Here is an 18,778-nt window from a genome sequence, read left to right as displayed (position 1 = left end):
TCAACGTTAAGACCAGCGTTCAGTCTATCAAACGGTCAGTCAGACCCCGACGTGCGACTTGAAACGCGCGATCGCGGCGAATTCGGCGGCATCGAGGCTTGCGCCGCCGACGAGTGCCCCATCGATGTTCGGCTCGCGCATGAACCCGGCGATGTTGCCGCTTTTCACGCTGCCACCGTAGAGGATGCGAGTTGCGTCTGCGGTCTCCTGGTCGCGTGCCTCGGCGATGACTTCGCGCAGCGCGGCACAGACCTGCTCTGCCTGCTCGGGCGTTGCGGCCTTTCCGGAGCCGATCGCCCAGACGGGCTCGTATGCCACGACGAACTCGCCTGTCGGCAGCTCGCTGAGCACATCGCGCAGCTGCTGCACGGGAACAGCGGCTGCTCCGTGCTGCTCGAGGTCGTCGGCAGTCTCGCCGACGCAGATGACGGGAACGACCCCGTGGCGCACTGCCGCAGCGGCCTTGCGGCCGACGATGGCGTCGGACTCTGCGTGGTACTGGCGTCGTTCGGAGTGTCCGACGATGGCGTATGACGAGCCGAGCTTGGCCAGGAACGCGCCCGAGACTTCGCCCGTGTACGCGCCCGAGTCGTGCTCGGAGACGTCTTGGGATCCGTAGCGCACCCGGAACTTCTCAGCGTCGACCAGGGTCTGCACGCTGCGAAGATCGGTGAACGGAGGGAACACGGCGACCTCGACGCTGTCGAAGTCGTGATCTGCATCCTGCAGCGTCCACGACAGCTTTTGCACGAAGGCGATCGCCTGCAGGTGATCCTGCTGCAGCTTCCAGTTGCCCGCGATGAGCGGAGTTCTGTCTACCATCCGAGTGCCTCCAGTCCGGGCAGGCGCTTGCCCTCGAGGAGCTCGAGGCTCGCGCCGCCGCCAGTTGAGATGTGAGAGAAGTCGTCGTCGGCGAAGCCGAGGGTGCGCACCGCGGCAGCCGAGTCGCCGCCACCGACGACGGTGAACGCGTCAGACTGCGCAAGGGCCTCGGCGACGCGCTTGGTGCCGCCGGCGAATGCGGGCATCTCGAACACGCCCATGGGGCCGTTCCAGAACACCGTCTTCGAGTCAGCGATGTGCTTCGCGAAGGTCTCTGCGCTCTCGGGCCCGATGTCGAGGCCCAGCGCGGATGCGCCCAGCGACGTGCCTTCGAGGCTGTCGGCGGGTGCGACCACGTGGTCTGTATCGGCTGAGAACGACGCGGCCATCACGATGTCGGTCGGCAGCACGAGCTGCACGCCCAGGCGCTCGGCCTCAGCGAGGTAGCCGCGCACCGTGTCGAGCTGGTCTTCTTCGAGCAGGCTGGAGCCGACCTCGTGGCCCTGGGCCTTGAGGAAGGTGAAGGCCATGCCGCCGCCGATCAGCAGTGCGCTGACGCGAGGCAGCAGATGCTCGATGACGCCGAGCTTGTCGCTGACCTTCGAGCCGCCGAGGATCACCGTGTAGGGCGACGCGGGCGATTCGGTGAGCTGCGACAGCACTTCGACTTCGTTCTGCACGATCGGGCCGGCTGCGCTGGGCAGCAGGTCGGCCACGTCGAAGACGCTCGCCTGCTTGCGGTGCACGACTCCGAATCCGTCAGAGAGGAACACGTCGGCGCCTTCGGCGAGCTGCTTGGCGAACTCGACTCGCTCGGAGTCCACCTTGCTGGTCTCTCGCGGGTCGAACCGGAGGTTCTCGAGCAGGATCACCTCGCCTGGCTGCTGCGCACTCCGCGCTTCCGCGGCTTCGGGACCGACAGTGTCGCCGGCGAGCCTCACGGGAGCCGAGACGAGCTCGCCGAGGCGGGCAGCGACCGGTGCGAGTGAGAACCGTGCCTCGGGCACGCCCTTCGGGCGGCCCAGGTGCGACATCGCCACCACTTTGGCGCCAGCCGAGACGAGACGCTCGAGGGTCGGCAGAGCCGCAGTGATGCGGCCCTCGTCGGTGATCCTCTCGCCGTCGAGCGGCACGTTGAAGTCGAAGCGAGCCAGCACGGTCTTGCCGTGCAGGTCGCCGAAGCTGTCGAGCGTGCGCAGCACCATGCTTACGCGAGCTTTCCTGCGACGAATGCGGAGAAGTCGACCAGGCGCATCGAGTAGCCCCACTCGTTGTCGTACCAGGCGGCGATCTTGACCTGGTTGCCCTGCACCTTGGTGAGGCCCGAGTCGAAGATCGACGACTGGTCGTCGCCGACGATGTCGGCCGAGACGAGGGGGGCCTCGGTGTACTCCATGATGCCCTTGAGCGGAGCCTCGCCGGCTGCCTTCTTGAAGGCCGCGTTGACCTCTTCGACCGTGAGGTCGCTGCGCGATGCAGTGATGGTGAGGTCGGTCAGCGAGCCAGTCGGAACGGGCACGCGCAGCGCGTAGCCGTCGAGCTTGCCGTCGAGTTCGGGGTAGACCTTGCCGATTGCAGAGGCTGCTCCGGTCGACGTGGGGATGATCGAGAGCGCAGCGGCGCGGGCACGGCGGAGGTCGCTGTGCGGTGCGTCCTGGAGGCGCTGGTCTGCCGTGTACGCGTGCACGGTGACCATGAGGCCGGACTCGATGCCGAAGTTCTCGTGGAAGACCTTGACGATGGGTGCGAGGCAGTTGGTCGTGCACGACGCGTTCGAGAGCACATGTTGCGTCTCGGGGTCGTACTCCTCGTTGTTGACGCCCATGACGAACATGGGAACGCCGCCCTTGCCGGGAGCTGAGAGGACGACCTTGCGCGCGCCGGCGTCGATGTGGGCCTGTGCCTTCTCAGCGTCGTTGAAGATGCCGGTCGACTCGATGACGATGTCGATGCCGAGCTCACCCCAGGGAAGGTCTGCGGGGTTCTTCTCTGAGAACACCTTGATCGACTTGCCGTCGATCGAGAGGGTGTTGTCGTCGTGTGTGATCTCTGCGTCGATTCGGCCCATGACCGAGTCGTACTCGAGCAGGTGAGCGAGCGTGGCAGTGTCGGTGAGGTCATTGACGGCGACGATCTCGAGATCTGCGCCTGACTTGAGAAGCGCACGCGTGTAGTTGCGTCCGATTCGACCGAATCCGTTGATGGCTACTTTTGCAGTCACAGCAGTTCCTTCCAGGAGTTTGTTTGTGTGAAGGCAAACGGGGCCTGCGCTTTCAGGCGATCAGGCCCCGTCTGCATTGACAGGTGACTAGCGGGTGATGAGTCCCGCGGTCTGTGTTCGAGCCGCTTCGAAGCGGGCTGTGGCGTCTTGCCAGTTGACGATGTTCCAGAACGCCTTGACGTACTCAGCCTTGACGTTGAGGTAGTCGAGGTAGAAGGCGTGCTCCCACATGTCGAGCATGAGGATGGGGTTCGTTCCGACCGGCACATTTGACTGCTGGTCGAACAGCTGGAAGACGTTCAGGCGCTCGCCGATGGAGTCCCAGGCCAGCACTGACCAGCCGGATCCCTGGATGCCTGTTGCGTTCTGCGTGAAGTGCGACTTGAACTTCTCGAAGCCGCCGAAGAACTCGTCTACGGCTGCGGCGAGTTCGCCCTCAGGAGCTCCGCCGCCGTCGGGCGACAGGTTGTTCCAGAACACGGTGTGGTTGGTGTGGCCGCCGAGGTTGAACGCGAGGTCCTTCTCGAGCTTGTTGACCGCACCGAAATCGTCTGCATCGCGAGCGGCTGCAAGCCCCTCGAGCGCCTTGTTGGCTCCGTCGACGTACGCCTTGTGGTGCTTGTCGTGGTGCAGCTCCATAATCTTGCCGGAGATGTGCGGCTCGAGGGCGGAGTAGTCGTATGGAAGGTCGGGAAGTGTGTAGATAGCCATGGTTTCCCTTCTCTTTCGAGGTTGTCTGACTTCGTTAGCCATCCTAGTCCCGGACTAGGCGTCTATGTCATCTGGAACAGCGGCATCGGTGTCTGGTATTCCCTGATCCTCTGCAGCCTTGTCGGCCATTGCGAGCAGACGACGGATTCTGCCGGCGACTGCGTCCTTGGTGAGGGGCGGATCTGCAACGCGTCCGAGCTCATCGAGACTGGCCTCGCGGTTGGACAGCCTGAGGCGGCCGGCGTACATCAGGTGCTCGGGAACATCGTCGCCGAGGATCTCGAGTGCGCGCTCGACGCGGGCGCATGCAGTGACGGCTGCCTGAGCAGAGCGGCGCAGGTTGGCGTCGTCGAAGTTGACGAGCCGGTTCGCGTTGGCGCGCACCTCGCGCCGCTGGCGCATCTGCGACCAGGCGTCGACCGTCTCGGTGGCGCCCATGACCGTCAGCATCTTGGCGATCTGCTCGCTGTCTCTGATGATGACGCGGTGCTGGCCGCGGACTTCGCGCGACTTGGCGCTGACGTCGAGGCGGTTCGCTGCGCCGACGAGAGCCATGCCGGCCTCGCTCGTCGGGCAGACCACCTCAAGCGATGAAGAGCGTCCGGGGTCTGTGAGGCTCCCCTGCACGAGGAAGGCTCCTCGCCAGACGCCGGCGAGGTCTTCGACGGACCCTGTCGTGAGTCGGTTCGGGAGGCCGCGGACGGGTCGGTGCCGGGCATCCAGCAGGCCTGTCTGCCGCGCGAGCACCTCTCCGCCGGTGACGACTCGGACGAGGTACGAGCGCTGGGACTTCGGCCCGGCTCCTGCGATCATCGCAATGTCGGCCTTGACGCCGTAGAGCTCGAGCAGCGTGCGCCCGAGCTTGCGGGCGGCGTCAGCGGTGTCGAGCTCGCACTCGACGGCGACGCGGCCGTGGATGACGTGCAGCCCGCCCGAGAAGCGGAGCATAGATGACGCCTCTGCGGCACGGGTCTGGGGTCGCGGTGAACGGATGCGCGCGAGTTCGTTCTTGACGTCTGTGGTCAACGGCATGAAGGACTCCTATTCTCGTCCCAGGTCGCGATGCGTGACTCTGATCGCGACTCCGGGGCTGTCTGCCAGCAGTGCCCCCAGGCGCTCGGCAGAAGCGACTGACCTGTGCTTGCCGCCCGTGCATCCGACGGCCAGCAGAGCGTGGGGCTTGTTCTCGCGCTGGTATCCCGCGAGCACTGGGTGCAGTGCTTGAGTGTAGTGGTCGAAGAACTCGTCTGCTCCCTCCCTCGACAGGACGTACTCGCTGACAGCCTGGTCTTTGCCAGTGTGGGTGCGGAGTTCTGGCACCCAGAACGGGTTGGGAAGGAATCGCATGTCTGCGACGAGATCTGCATCGACCGGCAGCCCGTACTTGAAGCCGAACGACATGATCGTCAGGCTGAGGCCCGCGCGCCCGGAGTCGGAGTAGTGATCGCGCACCCGCGTCGTGAGCTGGTGCACGTTGAACTCGCTCGTGTCGATGAGCTGGTCGGCCATGTTGCGGAGCCGGTTGAGCCGTGCGCGCTCGGTGCGGATGCCGTCGAGGATCGTGCCGTCGCCCTGCAGCGGGTGCGGGCGGCGCACGGCCTCGTATCGGCGGACGAGCGCATCGTCGCTCGCCTCGAGGAAGATCAGCTTGATCGTGTACTCGTCGCGGAGCACGCTGATGAGTCGCATCGCGTCGTCGAACAGCACGCCTCCGCGCACATCGACGACGATCGCGAGCTTCGGCAGCGTGTCTGCTGCGCCCACGAGCTGCACCAGCTGCCTGAGCATCGCGGGAGGAAGGTTGTCGACCACGTAGTAGCCGAGGTCTTCGAGGGCGTTGCCCACTGTGGTGCGCCCGGCCCCTGAGAGCCCGGTGATGATGAGAACTTCGCGTGATTCATTCACGTGGCTGCGTCCTGTTCGTCTGCGGTTCCACTGGCCTCCATGCTAGCCGGACTGAGTGACGCATGGACCGTGGCAGCGAGAGCCGGCCCGAAGCCCTTGACTTCTGCGATCTCGTCGGCCGACGCCGAGCGCACGCGCTTTGCCGAGCCGAAGTGCTTCAGCAGCGCCTTGACGCGGCCGGGCCCGAGTCCGTCGATGCGAGCCAGCTCGCTCTCGATGGCGCTCGATCGCTTCTGCCGCTGATAGGTGATCGCGAACCGGTGCGCTTCGTCGCGCAGCCGCTGGATGAGGAACAGCGCCTCGCTGTTGCGGGGCAGGATGACCGGAAAGTCGTCTCCGGGCAGCCACAGCTCTTCGAGCCGCTTCGCGATGCCGGCGATCGGGATGGGCGTGATCGAGGCCTCTGCCATTGCTCGGGCGGCTGCGTTCACCTGGGGCAGTCCGCCGTCGACGACGAGCAGCTGAGGAGGGTACGAGAATCTGCTGCTGTTCTCGCTCTGTTCGGGGTCGCCGTCGCGCAGGTACCGCAGCCGGCGAGTGAGCACCTGGTGCATCGAGGCGGTGTCGTCGGTTGTTCCCTGCACCGAGAACTTGCGGTACTGGTCTTTGCGCGGCAGACCGTCTTCGAAGACCACCATCGACGCCACCACGTCGGTTCCGCCCAGGTGCGAGATGTCGAAGCACTCGATGCGCAGGGGCGCCTGGTCGAGCCCGAGGGCGTCTTGGAGGTCGGTCAGGGCCTGCGTGCGGGTGACATAGTCGCTCGAGCGGCTAGTCCGTGCCAGCTGCATCGCGTGTGCAGCGTTGGCTGTGGCTGAGTCGGCGAGCTGCTTCTTCTCGCCTCGCTGCGCCTTTCGGATGCTGACTCGCCCGGTGAGCCCGGCCTTGCGGCGCAGCCCGCTCAGGAGGTGCTCGACCTCGCTCACGCTCTCTGGCAGCACAGGGATCAGCACCTCGCGGGCAGGTGCGCTCAGCACATCGGGGTCGGCATCGTTGTCGTACGCGATGCGCAGCAGCTGCAGCGCGAGCTCGGACTCGCTCAGGTCCAGCTCGGTGTCGACGACCCAGCTGCGCGTTCCGCGGATGCGGCCGCCCCTGACCGAGAACAGGTGCAGCGATGCCTGCAGCTCGTCGTGCATGAGCCCGAACACGTCGGCGTCGACGCGATCGGCGAGCACGACCGACGTCTTCGAGAGCACGGTCTCGAGCGCCGTCAGCTGGTCGCGCAGACGTGCGGCTCGCTCGAACTGCAGCTCGTCGCTGGCAGCCAGCATCTCGGCTCGGACCGCTTCGACGAAGTCGAGGTCGCCGCCGGCCATGAACGAGACCAGGCGCGAGGCGATCGCCCTGTGCTCGTCTTCTGACACCCGGCCCACGCACGGAGCGGCGCACTTGCCGATGTCGCCGAGCAGGCAGGGCCGGTTGTCTCGTCTGGCCTTGTTGAAGACGGATGCCGAGCACGAGCGCATCGGGAACGCCTTCAGGAGTGCGTCCAGCGTCTCGCGTATCGCCCAGACCTTGGTGTACGGGCCGAAGTACCGCGCCCCCTTCATCTTGCGATTGCGGGTGACGCTGACGCGGGGCACGTCTTCTGCCATGGTGACCGCAAGGTACGGATACGACTTGTCGTCGCGGAACTGCACGTTGAACGGCGGCTCGTACTCCTTGATCCAAGTGAATTCGAGCTGCAGCGCCTCGAACTCGGTCTTGACGATCGTCCAGTCGACGTCGACGGCGCTGAGCACCATGCGCCTCGTGCGCTCGTGCAGACTGTCGAGCGGCTGGAAGTAGTTCTGCAGCCGCTGACGCAGGCTCTTGGCCTTGCCGACGTAGAGGACGCGACCGCGTTCGTCCCGGAACCGGTACACGCCCGGATCCTTGGGGATGTCGCCCGTCGCCGGGCGCCAGGGAACGGTCTTGGACACTACTGCAGCATCTCCGCCAGGAACTGCCCTGTGAACGACTCGCCGACCTTTGCGACCTCTTCGGGTGTTCCGACTGCGATGACCTTGCCGCCGCCGCTGCCGCCCTCGGGCCCGAGGTCGATCAGGTAGTCGGCCGACTTCACCACGTCGAGGTTGTGCTCGATGGTGATGACCGTGTTGCCCTTCTCGACCAGCGAGTTGAGCACGGTGAGCAGCTTGGCGACGTCTTCGAAGTGCAGGCCCGTCGTCGGCTCGTCGAGCACGTAGACGCTGCGACCCTTCGACCGGCGCTGCAGCTCAGTGGCGAGCTTCACGCGCTGGGCCTCGCCGCCCGAGAGCGTCGTCGCGGCCTGTCCGAGCCGCACATAGCCGAGGCCGACGTCGTTCAGCGTTGCCATGTAGCGGTGGATGCTCTGGATCGGCTCGAAGAAGTCGGTGGCCTCCTCTATCGACATCGTGAGCACGTCGGAGATCGACTTGCCCTTGTAGAGCACCGACAGCGTGTCGCGGTTGTAGCGCGATCCGCCGCAGACCTCGCACGGCACGTAGACGTCGGGCAGGAAGTTCATCTCGATCTTGATGGTGCCGTCGCCCTGGCAGTTCTCGCAGCGGCCGCCCTTGACGTTGAACGAGAATCGGCCCGGCTGGTAGCCGCGCGTCTTGGCCTCGGGAGTCTCGGCGAACAGCGAGCGGATCTTGTCGAACACGCCGGTGTACGTCGCGGGGTTCGACCGAGGCGTGCGCCCGATGGGCGCCTGGTCGACGTGCACCACCTTGTCGAGCTGGTCGAGGCCGGTCACGCGCTTGTGCTTCGCCGGCACCTGCTTCGCGCCGTTGAGCGTGTTCGCCAGCACCTTGTAGAGGATCTCGTTGATGAGCGTCGACTTGCCTGAGCCGCTGACGCCCGTGACCGCGACGAACACTCCGAGTGGAATCTCGACGTCGATGTTCTGCAGGTTGTTGGCCTTGGCGCCCTGAATGGAGATCATCCGCTCGCGGTCAATCGCACGGCGCTGTGCGGGCACCTCGATGACGCGGCGCCCTGCGAGGTAGTCGCCCGTGACCGACTGCGTGTTCTCGAGCAGCTCGTCGTAGGAGCCAGAATGGACGATCTCACCGCCGTGCTCGCCTGCTCCCGGGCCGACGTCGACGACCCAGTCGGATGCTCGGATCGTGTCTTCGTCATGCTCGACGACCACGAGCGTGTTGCCGAGGTCTCGCAGGGACTCGAGGGTCGAGATGAGGCGCCTGTTGTCGCGCTGGTGGAGGCCGATCGACGGCTCGTCGAGCACGTAGAGCACGCCGGTGAGCCCCGACCCGATCTGGGTAGCGAGGCGGATGCGCTGCGCCTCTCCGCCGGAGAGGGTTCCGGCGGCGCGCGACATCGTCAGGTAAGCGAGGCCGACTTCGAGCAGGAACTCGAGGCGCGACCGGATCTCGCGCAGTACTGCCTGGGCGATGTGAGCCTCGCGGTCGGTGAGCGTGAGGCTCTGCATGAACTCGTTGGACTCGGCGAGGCTCATGTCGGTCACCGCGGAGATCGAATGGCCGTTGACGGTGACGGCGAGCACCTCTGGGCTGAGGCGAGCGCCCGAGCACGCGGGGCACGGGATCTCGCGAAGCATCTCGCCGTAGCGGTGACGAGCGTAGTCGGACTCGGCTTCGCTGTGCTTGCGCACGACGTAGGGCAGCACGCCCTCGTAGCTCGACGAGTAGCTGAGCTTGCGGCCCCAGCGGTTGCGCCACTGCACCACGACGTTGTCGTCGGCTCCGTGCAGGATGAGACGCTGCGTGTCTTCGTCGAAGTCCTTCCAGGGGGTGTCGAGGTCGAATCCGTACTCGTGGGCGACGCCGGAGAGCAGTCGGTCGAAGTACTTGTAGAGGCCCTTGGCCCCCTGCGTCCATGGCAGGATGACGCCGTCGCGAATCGAGAGCTCGTCGTCGCCGATCACGAGGTCGGGGTCTGCCTGCAGCTTCGTGCCGATGCCGTCGCAGGTGCGGCACGAGCCGAACGGGGCGTTGAACGAGAACGTGCGGGGCTCGATCTCGGTGAGCGTGACGGGGTGCCCGTTGGGGCACGCGAGCCGCTCGCTGAAGGTGCGCTCGTCGTCGGAGTCGACATAGTCGACCGTGACCAGCCCGTCGGAGAGGCCGAGTGCGGTCTCGACCGAGTCGGTGAGGCGCGTCAGGATGTCGGGTGCCGCGACGAGTCGGTCGACGACGATCGAGATGTCGTGCTTGACCTGCTTCTTGAGCTCGGGTGCGTCTTCGAGCCGCACGACTTCGCCATCGATGACCGCGCGGGAGAATCCCATGCCGATGTAGTTGCGGATGGTGTCGGCGAAGGTGCCCTTCTTCTGCTGCACGACAGGCGCGATCAGCTGATAGCGCGTGCCCTCTTCGAGCTCCATGAGCGTGTCAGCGATCTGCTGCACGGTCTGGCGCTGGATGCGCGCACCGCATTTCGCGCAGTGCGGGATGCCGATGCGCGCCCAGAGCAGTCGCATGTAGTCGTAGATCTCGGTGATCGTGCCGACGGTCGACCGCGGGTTGCGGTTGGTCGACTTCTGGTCGATCGAGACGGCGGGGCTCAGGCCCTCGATGAAGTCGACGTCAGGGCGGTCGACCTGCCCGAGGAACTGGCGCGCGTACGACGACAGCGACTCGATGTAGCGACGCTGCCCCTCAGCGAAGATGGTGTCGAACGCCAGCGAGGACTTGCCTGAGCCGGAGAGCCCGGTGAACACGACGAGCGAGTCTCTCGGGATGCCGACATCGATGTTCTTGAGGTTGTGGACTCGTGCACCCTGGACCTTGAGGAACTGGGCGTCGCGATGGGACTGCACTGACTTTGAAGACACCGCTCCAGTCTATGGTTCGCGTCTGACATGGCGAGACCAGGCCCTCAGTCCGCCTCCCCCACACGGGCGATCGGCTGCTCCGCCGGGACCGAGTCGCCCTCGCTCACGAGGTGCTGGATGACTCCTGCGCGATGGGCGGCGACGCGCGTCTCCATCTTCATCGCGTCGATGACCGCGATGTCGTCGCCCTCGTCGACCGATGCTCCGTCTGCCACGAGCCAGCTTGCGACCATTCCGGGCACGGGCGAGGCAACAGAACGATCATCTGCGGGCGTCTGCGGGACTCCCTCTGCGGGATCGGCCGCTGTGCGCGCATCCGCCGACGCCCCGCGCAGCAGATCACTCGGCAGGCCGAGCATCACACGCCGCCCGTCGAGCTCGATCGCCACGCGTCGCAGCTCGCCCCCGTTGCCGGCCGCGCTGCGGGGCTGGAGCTCGAGTCGCGGCATCAGCCGCTGTTCGATCCACTGCGTCGAGACTGCGAACGAATCGGTCTGGAAGTCGGGCTCGTCGAGCACAGCCTGCGCGAACTGCGCGACGGTCGCCACACCTTCGATGCTGAGCTCGCGCAGCGCCTGCCTCGACCGGGCGAGTGCGTCGTCACGCGTGGGTGCATGCACGATCAGCTTGGCCGTCAGCGAGTCGAAGGCGGCCTCGACCCGGTCGCCGGCCTGCACGCCTGCATCCCATCGGATGCCCGGCCCGCCGGGAGCATGCAGGGTCTCGATCGTGCCGGGCGAGGGCAGGAAGCCGCGGCCGGGATCCTCGGCATTCAGTCGAAACTCGAACGCGTGGCCGACAGCCGGGGGCGTCTCGTCGAAGGACATCCCGCGGCCCTCGGCAATGCGGAACTGCTCCTGCACGAGGTCGACGCCCGTGACCGCTTCAGTGATCGGATGCTCGACCTGCAGTCGCGTGTTGACCTCGAGGAACGAGATGGTTCCGTCGGGGGCGAGCAGGAACTCGACCGTGCCGGCGCTTCGATAGTCGACAGCAGAGCAGATGTCGCGGGCCGCATCGTGGATGCGCGCGCGCTGGGCTTCGGTGAGGCTCGGGGCCGGAGCCTCCTCGACGAGCTTTTGGCTTCGACGCTGCAGCGAGCAGTCGCGGTCGCCGACGACGATGACTCGGCCCCGGCCGTCGCCCAGCACCTGCGCTTCGACATGGCGGGGATGCTCGAGATAGCGCTCGATGAAGCACTCCCCTCGCCCGAACGCTGCGATCGACTCTCGGGTGGCCGAGTCGAAGGCCGACGCCACGTCTTCCAATGCGTGTGCGATCTTCAGGCCGCGGCCTCCTCCTCCGTGCGCTGCCTTGATGACCACGGGAAGACCGTGCTCGCGGGCGAATGCCACAGCCTCGTCGGCGTCGTTCAGCGGCTCGTCGGTTCCGGCGGCAAGGGGTGCTCCGACCTGCACGGCCAGCTGCCGAGAGGCGACCTTGTCGCCGAGACGGGTGATGCTGGCAGGCGTCGGGCCGATCCAGATGAGCCCGGCTTGCTCGACCGCGCTCGCGAACTGTGCGCTCTCGGAGAGGAATCCGTACCCCGGGTGCACGGCGTCGGCGCCTGAGCGCTTGGCCGCTGCCAGCAGCGCGTCCATGTCGAGGTAGGTCTGCGCCGCGGATGTTCCCGGCAGGGCGTGCGCCTCGTCCGCGAGGCGCACGTGCATGGCGTCGATGTCCTGGTCGGCGTACACGGCCACCGAGGTGTAGCCGGCTTCGGCGCACGCTCTGATCACTCGGACGGCGATCTCGCCGCGGTTGGCGATGAGTATCTTCTGCATGGCTGCTCCTGGAGTCAGTTTCGGTCGTGTGTGGCGTCGGTGCGCACGCGGAATCGGATGCGGCTGCCCGGCGGCAGCTGGCCGGCGAGGTCGAGATCGCTGTCGACGACGGCGCCGATGATCGGGTAGCCGCCGGTGAGCGGGTGATCCGGCAGGAAGAGCACAGGCTGCCCGTCTGGCGGCACCTGGATTGCGCCGGTGACCGCGCCTTCGCTCTCGAGCTCGCCGTCGCGGGCGCGCTCGAGCGGCGCTGCTCCCTGCAGTCGCACGCCGACCCGGTCTGAGCGCGGCGTGACCTCCCACTCCTGGCTGACCAGCCGCTCGAGAGCGGACTGCGTGAACCAGTCGTCGCGCGGACCGAGTGTGATGTCGAGCTCGACGGTGCTGCCAGACATCGGAAGCGGCACGCGAGGCGCGCGAGTCGGCTCCGCTGAACGGATGCCGTGGTGCGGGCCCCGCAGCGGCACGACAGAGCCTGCGGCAAGAGGGGCTGGCCCGAGATGGGCGAGCGTGTCGGTCGCTGCGCTGCCCAGCACCGGCTCGAGGGCGATGCCGCCGCGGATCCCCAGCAGCATGCGGAGCCCGTCGGCGGCGAAGCCGATGCGCAGCTCGTCGCCGTCTTCGACTGCGAACGGCTGACCGTGGGGCATGGATGCCGAGCGCTGGTCGGAGTCGAGCGTGACGTCGCAGAGGGCTCCGGTGACGGCGACGACGGCGTCTCCGCGGAAGCGCAGCGCCGCTCCCCCGCCTGCCAGCTCGAGCGCGGCTTCGCCCGGGGCGTTGCCGACAGCCCTGTTCGCCTCGGCGAGGGCTGCGCGGTCGGCGGTGCCAGAGGCAGACACGCCCTCGGCGGCCATGCCGGGGCGGCCTCGGTCCTGCACCAGCAGCTGGAGGCCAGGGCGAACGACTCCGATCGCGTGCGCGGTGTCGACGATCTGGGGCTTCGGCGCAGCGGCCTGCACGAGCTCGCGCTCGACGCGTTCGAATCGAACCGTCGTCCCGGGCTTCAGCAGCGCAGGCGGGTCGCGGTCGATGTCCCACATAGCCAGGTCGGTGCGGCCGATCAGCTGCCAGCCGCCTGGGCTCTCCTTCGGATACACGCCCGCGAACCGGCCCGCCAGAGCGACGGAGCCAGCGGGGATGCGCGTTCGCGGTGTCGTGCGGCGCGGCACGTCGAACAGCGGGTCATCACCCGCCATGTAGCCGAACCCGGGGGCGAATCCCGAGAAGGCCACGGTCCATGTCGCAGCCTGGTGCCGAGCGATCAGCTCGTCGGAGGTCAGGCCCAGCAGCCGCGCGGTCTCGCCGAGATCCTCACCGTCGTATCGCACGGGAACCGTGACCTCGCCTGTCGAACCCGTGCGCGCATCCGTCGGCTCGATCGCAAGCAGCATCGACTCGAGGCGCTCCGCCGAGACGACGCCAGGGCTGAACCTCACCATGATGGTTCTCGCGGCAGGCACGAACTCGGTGACGCCGGGCAGCTCGGCCGCGACGAGGGCAGGCAGCAGCCGCATCGACTCGTCGAGATCGGCCGCTTCGACCAGCAGCGCCGTGTCAGACGCCGTGAGCACCCGAATCATGGTGCGAAGGGGGCGATCGTCACTTCTGCGGCCTCCAGCGCGTCGTGTGTCGCCCTAGCCATTGCGATCGCACCTGCACTGTCGCCGTGCACGCAGATGGAGTCGGCGCGCACAGCGACATCGGTGCCGTCGATCGACTCGATGACTCCTTCGTGCGCGAGACGCACCATCCGCTCTGCCACGAGCTGGGGATCGTGCAGAACGGCTCCTTCGAGCCTGCGCGACAAGAGCAGCCCCTCTGGCGTGTAGGCGCGGTCTGCGAAAGCCTCGGCTGCCGTCGCGATGCCGGCCTGCTCGGCGATGTCGATCACAACGCCGCCCGCGATGCCCAGCAGCACGAGCGAGGGGTCGACGGCACGGACGGCAGCCACGACGTCGCGGGCCTTGCGCTCGTCGCGGGCGATGGTGTTGTAGAGGGCCCCGTGCGGCTTGACGTACACGACGCGCCCCCCGGCCGATGCAGCCAGCGCGTGCAGCGCGCCGAGCTGGTACTCGACATGCGCCTGCAGCGTCGACGAATCGATCTCGATCTCTTCGCGGCCGAACCTTGCGTAGTCGCGGTAGCCGGGGTGCGCGCCGATGGCGACGCCTCGGTCGACAGCCTGGCGAAGCGTCTCGGCGATGCCTTCGGGGCTGCCCGCATGGAACCCGCATGAGACGTTCGCGCTCGTGACGATCTCGAGCATCGCGGCGTCGTCGCTGACGAGCCGATCAGGCGTGTTCTCACCGAGGTCTGAGTTCAGGTCGATGACAGTCATGCTTGTCTCCTCTCTTCTCTGAGACTATGCGCCGATGCCGAGGAAGGCGAAGATCGGGCCGACCGAGACTGCGCCCATGTAGAAGCTGAGCAGGGTCGCGAGGGTGCCGATCACCAGCAGCCACTTCGGGTAGCGGTAGCCGCCCAGGACGTCCTTCGAGCGGAACCACCCGATGTACATGAAGATCGTGAGTCCGATCGGCAGGATGAGGCCGTTGAAGCCGCCGACGAAGACGAGGATCGCTGCCGGAGCGGTGTCGATGATGACGTAGACGATCAGCGAGACGGCGATGAATGCCACCGTCGCCAGCCGCAGTCCCCAGCCGTCAGTCAGGCGCTTCGAGAATGTCGACAGGAACGTGGCCGAGGTGTACGCGGCGCCGATGACAGAGCTGAGCGCAGCGGCCCAGAAAATAGCACCGAAGATGCGGATGCCGGCCTCGCCGAGCACTGCCCCGAACGCCTGACCGGCGGGGTTCGCGGTCTGGGAGGTGATGTCGAGCGTCACGCCCGATGCGACGACCCCGAGAATCGCGAGGAAGAGCACGTAGCGCATGATGCCCGTGATCAGAATGCCGTTGAACGACGCTCGGTGCACGTGCTTGACCGCCGAGGGACCCGACATGCCGGAGTCGAGGTAGCGGTGCGCGCCCGCGTAGGTGATGTAGCCGCCGACGGTTCCGCCGACGATGGTCGTGATCGTGGCGAAGCTGATCTGGTCGGGGAAGACCGTCTGTCGGAGTGCGTCTCCGATCGGCGGCTGCGCCGTGATCGCCACGAAGAGGGTCAGCAGGATCATGCCGATGCCGAGGACGAGCACCACGATGTCGACGACTCGGCCGGCCTTCTTGAACAGGAAGATGCCGATTGCCAGCAGGCCGGTGAGGACGCCGCCGAGCTTGGGGTCGATGCCCAGCAGGGTGTTGAGGCCGAGCCCGCCGCCGGCGATGTTGCCGATGTTGAAGGCGAGCCCGCCGATCACGATCAGCACGGCCAGCACGTGACCTGAGTACGGCACGGCGGAGTTCGCGAGTGCTCCTGCGCGCTTGCCCGAGACGGTGATCATGCGCCAGATGTTCATCTGCACCGCGAAGTCGATGAGAATCGAGATCAGGATCGCGAATGCGAACGACGCCCCGAGCTGTGCTGTGAACGTGGCGGTCTGCGTGATGAAGCCGGGGCCGATCGCCGATGTCGCCATCAGGAAGATGGCCCCCAGGATGACGGTGCGGCGGCTCTTGGCGAATGCCTTGGCCTTCTCGCCCGGAGTCTGATCGCCAGGAGTCAGGTCGCCAGTGGCGTGGCCTGTTGCCTGGTCTGATGCCATGGTGGGTTCCCGTCCTCGTTGATGGGTGCTGGCAGGAATGCCGAGTCCCGCCACTGCACCGACTGTTCAACAGTTGCGCAACGATTGTTCTACAGTTTGGGTTTCATGGCGCGGAGCCCAGATGGCATCTCCACATGGCCGATCACCGCGAGACCCTCGCCAGCGCACTGCGAGACCAGATCATCCAGGGTGTCTATGCTCCGGGACAGAAGCTGTCCGAGCAGACGCTCGCACGCGACCTCGACACATCGCGCAACACGCTTCGCGAGGCGTTTCGGGTGCTGTCCGAGCAGGGGCTCGTCGACCACGTGCCGAACCGAGGAGTCTCAGTCGCAGCTCCAGCCACGGCCGATGTCGTCGACATCTACCGCGCGCGTCGCACGATAGAGGGCGGAGTCCTGGCAGGGGCGTCTCCCCTGCATCCGGGAGTCGATCGGATGCGCGAGGCAGTCGAGCGCGCACGCTCGGCGGCAGACGAGTCGGACTGGGCTGTGGTCGGAACCGCGAACATGGCGTTTCATGCTGCGATCGTGCTGCTGGCCGACAGCGCACGGCTGCAGAAGGTACACGGGCAGCTGCTGGCAGAGCTGCGACTCGCGTTCCTTGCGCTCGGCGATGCTCATGGTCTGCACGCGCCGTTCCTGTCGCGCAATGCGCGCATCCTCGAGCTCATGGTCGGCGACGGACCGAAGGCGGCCGCCGACGAGCTTGAGCGCTACCTCATCGACTCTGAGCGAGCGGTGCTCGGGGCGTATGCGCGGCTGGGCCGCGACTAGCTGTTCTTCCCACGCTGCTCGCAGCCAGCGTGGGAAGAACAGCTAGTTCTCTGCCCCCCGGATCTGGCGCAGGTCGCGCTTGAGCTCTTGCAGCTCGTCTCGCAGCCGTGCTGCCAGTTCAAACTTCAGCTCGCCGGCCGCGGCCTTCATCTGCTCGGTCAGGTCTGCGACAAGGGCCTCGAGCTGCTCGGGGCCGTCGGAGCCGGATCGGTGGCTGCCGAGCCTCGGCGTCGGCGAGCCCGCCGTGCGGCCGGCCAGCAGCTCTGCGCTGTCTTGCTCTTCGCGGGCCAGCACCTCTGTGATGTCGGCGATGCGCTTTCTCAACGGTGTCGGGTCGATGCCGTGCTCTTCGTTGTAGGCGACCTGGATCGCGCGGCGTCGGTCGGTCTCGTCGATCGCGAGGCGCATGGAGTCGGTGATTCGGTCGGCGTACATGTGCACTTCGCCGGTCACATTTCGGGCCGCGCGGCCGATCGTCTGGATCAGCGACGTCGACGAGCGCAGGAAGCCCTCCTTGTCGGCGTCGAGGATGGCGACGAGCGAGACCTCAGGCAGGTCGAGGCCCTCGCGCAGCAGGTTGATGCCGATCAGCACGTCGAACAGCCCCTGTCGAAGCTGGGTCAGCAGCTCGACTCGACGAAGCGTGTCGACATCCGAGTGCAGATAGCGCACTTTGACGCCTGCCTCAGTGAAGTACTCGGTGAGCTCTTCTGCCATCTTCTTCGTCAGCGTCGTGACCAGCACGCGCTCGTTGCGCTCGGAGCGCACGCGGATCTCTTCGAGCAGATCGTCGATCTGACCCTTGATCGGCTTGATCTTGAGCTCGGGGTCGACAAGGCCGGTCGGGCGGATGATCTGCTCGACGACCGAGTCGGCCAGGCCCATCTCGTACTTGCCGGGCGTGGCCGAGAGGTACACCGTCTGCGCCACGCGGTCTTTGAACTCGCCGAACTTCAGCGGCCGGTTGTCGAGGGCGCTCGGCAGCCGGAACCCGTGGTCGACGAGTGTGCGCTTGCGGCTTGCGTCGCCCTCGTACATGGCGCCGATCTGCGGCACCGTGACGTGCGACTCGTCGATGACGACGAGGAAGTCGTCTGGGAAGTAGTCGATGAGGCAGTGGGGCGCCTCACCCTGGTCGCGTCCGTCGATGTGCCTGGAGTAGTTCTCGATGCCCGAGCAGAACCCGAGCTGCTCCATCATCTCGAGGTCGAAGGTGGTGCGCATCTGGAGTCGCTGGGCCTCGAGCAGCTTGTCTTGAGACTTGAGCTCTTGCAGCCGCTCGTCGAGCTCTTCGCGAATCTTCACGATCGCGCGCTTCATGCGGTCTTCGCCCGCGACGTAGTGCGAGCCCGGAAAGATCGAGATCGAATCGAGGTTGGCGACCGTGTCTCCCGTGAGCGGGTGCAGCGTCGAGAGGCGGTCGATCTCGTCGCCGAAGAGCTCGATGCGAATGGCCAGCTCTTCGTACATCGGGATGATCTCGATCGTGTCGCCGCGCACGCGGAAGGTGCCGCGCTCGAACGCGACGTCGTTGCGCTGATACTGCATCGAGACGAACTTGCGTAGCAGCTCTTGGCGGTCGATGCGCATGCCGACCTGCAGCGCGACCATGGCGTCGAGGTACTCCTCGGGCTGCCCGAGGCCGTAGATGCACGAGACCGTCGAGACGACCACGACGTCGCGGCGCGACAGCAGCGAGTTCGTGGCCGAGTGCCGGAGCCGCTCGACCTCGGCGTTGAGCGAGCTGTCTTTCTCGATGAAGGTGTCTGTCTGCGGCACGTAGGCCTCTGGCTGGTAGTAGTCGTAGTACGAGACGAAGTACTCGACCGCATTGTTGGGCAGCAGCTCGCGGAACTCGTTCGCCAGCTGCGCCGCCAGGGTCTTGTTGTGCGCGAGGATCAGCGTCGGCCGCTGCAGCTTCTCGACCAGCCATGCGGTCGTCGCGCTCTTGCCTGTTCCGGTGGCGCCGAGGAGCACCACGTCGGTCTCGCCGCGATTGATCGCCTCTGCGAGCTCGTCGATGGCTTTCGGCTGATCACCGCTTGGGGTGTAGTCGCTGATGACCTCGAAGGGGTGCACGGCACGAGTCGGTTCCATGCATCCAGC

The 18,778-nt window shown here is 66.5% G+C and carries 14 protein-coding genes; 1 reads left to right on the top strand and 13 read right to left on the bottom strand.

The window, feature by feature from the left end:
- Window positions 1-39: 39 nt before the first annotated feature.
- From tpiA to CZ674_RS06245, 12 genes are all read right to left on the bottom strand, one after another.
- A complete protein-coding gene (tpiA, locus tag CZ674_RS06300; RefSeq protein WP_086991669.1) occupies window positions 40-822 on the bottom strand; it encodes a triose-phosphate isomerase in 783 nt (260 codons plus the stop codon).
- A complete protein-coding gene (locus CZ674_RS06295; RefSeq protein ID WP_086991668.1) occupies window positions 816-2,027 on the bottom strand; it encodes a phosphoglycerate kinase in 1,212 nt (403 codons plus the stop codon). The genes tpiA and CZ674_RS06295 overlap by 7 nt, the downstream gene beginning before the upstream one ends.
- Window positions 2,028-2,029: 2 nt before the next feature.
- The gene (gap, locus tag CZ674_RS06290; RefSeq protein WP_086991667.1) at window positions 2,030-3,043 is read right to left on the bottom strand and encodes a type I glyceraldehyde-3-phosphate dehydrogenase; all 1,014 of its coding nucleotides are present in this window, start codon (window positions 3,041-3,043) and stop codon (window positions 2,030-2,032) included.
- 87 nt (window positions 3,044-3,130) lie between these two features.
- Complete coding sequence (locus CZ674_RS06285) at window positions 3,131-3,754, bottom strand: superoxide dismutase (RefSeq protein ID WP_086991666.1); 624 nt, start codon at window positions 3,752-3,754, stop codon at window positions 3,131-3,133.
- 54 nt (window positions 3,755-3,808) lie between these two features.
- A complete protein-coding gene (whiA, locus tag CZ674_RS06280) occupies window positions 3,809-4,786 on the bottom strand; it encodes a DNA-binding protein WhiA (protein WP_086991665.1) in 978 nt (325 codons plus the stop codon).
- A 9-nt stretch (window positions 4,787-4,795) separates the two neighbouring features.
- Entirely contained in the window at window positions 4,796-5,659 is an 864-nt protein-coding gene (rapZ, locus tag CZ674_RS06275) for an RNase adapter RapZ (RefSeq protein ID WP_086991664.1), read from the bottom strand.
- On the bottom strand, window positions 5,656-7,584 hold the full coding sequence (gene uvrC, locus CZ674_RS06270) for an excinuclease ABC subunit UvrC (protein WP_086991663.1): 1,929 nt from the start codon (window positions 7,582-7,584) through the stop codon (window positions 5,656-5,658). The genes rapZ and uvrC overlap by 4 nt, the downstream gene beginning before the upstream one ends.
- Window positions 7,584-10,445, bottom strand: a complete 2,862-nt coding sequence (gene uvrA, locus CZ674_RS06265) for an excinuclease ABC subunit UvrA (protein WP_234988463.1) — start codon at window positions 10,443-10,445, stop codon at window positions 7,584-7,586. The genes uvrC and uvrA overlap by 1 nt, the downstream gene beginning before the upstream one ends.
- Before the next feature lie 44 nt (window positions 10,446-10,489).
- Window positions 10,490-12,229, bottom strand: coding sequence for an acetyl/propionyl/methylcrotonyl-CoA carboxylase subunit alpha (locus tag CZ674_RS06260; RefSeq protein WP_086991662.1), 1,740 nt, complete (start codon window positions 12,227-12,229; stop codon window positions 10,490-10,492).
- A 14-nt stretch (window positions 12,230-12,243) separates the two neighbouring features.
- A complete protein-coding gene (locus tag CZ674_RS06255; RefSeq protein ID WP_234988462.1) occupies window positions 12,244-13,812 on the bottom strand; it encodes a 5-oxoprolinase subunit B/C family protein in 1,569 nt (522 codons plus the stop codon).
- Window positions 13,809-14,570, bottom strand: a complete 762-nt coding sequence (locus tag CZ674_RS06250; RefSeq protein WP_086991661.1) for a LamB/YcsF family protein — start codon at window positions 14,568-14,570, stop codon at window positions 13,809-13,811. Before CZ674_RS06250 ends, CZ674_RS06255 begins: the two co-directional genes overlap by 4 nt.
- Before the next feature lie 24 nt (window positions 14,571-14,594).
- Complete coding sequence (locus CZ674_RS06245; protein ID WP_086991660.1) at window positions 14,595-15,896, bottom strand: NRAMP family divalent metal transporter; 1,302 nt, start codon at window positions 15,894-15,896, stop codon at window positions 14,595-14,597.
- Window positions 15,897-16,030: 134 nt separating this feature from the next.
- On the opposite strand from CZ674_RS06245, the gene CZ674_RS06240 reads away from it, so the two are divergent.
- Window positions 16,031-16,672, top strand: a complete 642-nt coding sequence (locus tag CZ674_RS06240; protein WP_086991659.1) for a GntR family transcriptional regulator — start codon at window positions 16,031-16,033, stop codon at window positions 16,670-16,672.
- A gap of 42 nt (window positions 16,673-16,714) precedes the next feature.
- On the opposite strand, the gene uvrB is transcribed toward CZ674_RS06240, so the two are convergent.
- Complete coding sequence (gene uvrB / locus CZ674_RS06235; protein WP_086991658.1) at window positions 16,715-18,769, bottom strand: excinuclease ABC subunit UvrB; 2,055 nt, start codon at window positions 18,767-18,769, stop codon at window positions 16,715-16,717.
- Between the last annotated feature and the right edge of the window lie 9 nt (window positions 18,770-18,778).

Origin of the sequence: Agrococcus casei LMG 22410, from assembly GCF_900163565.1 — a bacterium.
Taxonomy (GTDB): Bacteria; Actinomycetota; Actinomycetes; order Actinomycetales; family Microbacteriaceae; genus Agrococcus; species Agrococcus casei.
Note: the sequence above shows the minus strand (reverse complement) of the source record. Positions and strands in the feature narration are given on the sequence as shown.